Origin of the sequence: Gluconobacter sp. P1D12_c (genome assembly GCF_018812105.1) — a bacterium.
Lineage (GTDB): Bacteria > Pseudomonadota > Alphaproteobacteria > Acetobacterales > Acetobacteraceae > Gluconobacter > Gluconobacter oxydans_A.
Genome location: NZ_JACSIQ010000113.1, coordinates 1 through 693, shown reverse-complemented (window position 1 = coordinate 693; position 693 = coordinate 1). Strand labels below are relative to the sequence as shown.

Below are 693 nucleotides of genomic sequence, written 5' to 3'. Positions count from 1 at the left end.
TGGCTGCTCCAAAGCAGCGCAATACGAAGGCTGAGAAAGCGGATCTCCGGGCAGGACGTATTCCMGAAGACTGGCAGGACAAGCCGTCAAAGCTGTCGCACAAGGATCGCCATGCGCGCTGGACGCTGAAGTTCACGAAAGCGAAGCGGCAGGACGATGGAACCATGCCGTCGAGTGATCTCGCTATCCCATTCTTTGGCTACAAACCCCACGTCTCCATCGACCGGAAGTATCGGTTCATCCGCAAATGGAAGACAACAGATGCCGCCGCCAGTGATGGCGCGCGATTGAGAGAGGGGCTTCTGGATAAAGCCAATACCGCCTCAAGCGTCTGGGCCGATACCGCGTATCGCTCGAAAGCCAACGAAGACTTCATGGAAAAGCAGGGCTTTGTCTCAAAGGTCCACAGGAAAAAGCCGCATCTCAAGCCCATGCCCCGCCACATCCAGCGGTCCAACGCAGGGAAATCGGTGATCCGGTCGCGTGTCGAGCATGTCTTTGCCGATCAGAAATCGCAGACGGGTCTGTTCGTCCGAACCGTGGGTATCACCCGGGCCACCATGAGGATCGGCCTGGCCAATATTGTCTACAACATGCGCCGCTTTCTCTTCCTCGCAAGGTTGAACGCGAGCGCGTAGTCATCCAGGGAGACAGCCCCTGATCTGCTCAAAACGCAGAKCAAAAGCACCCCAA

General features: G+C 57.0%; 1 protein-coding gene. It reads left to right on the top strand.

Going from position 1 to position 693, the window contains the following annotated elements; all coding sequences use genetic code 11:
- The coding region (locus tag KP705_RS15835; RefSeq protein ID WP_215764907.1) for a transposase at positions 1–638 on the top strand (638 nt) is incomplete at its 5' end.
- Positions 639–693: the final 55 nt, after the last annotated feature.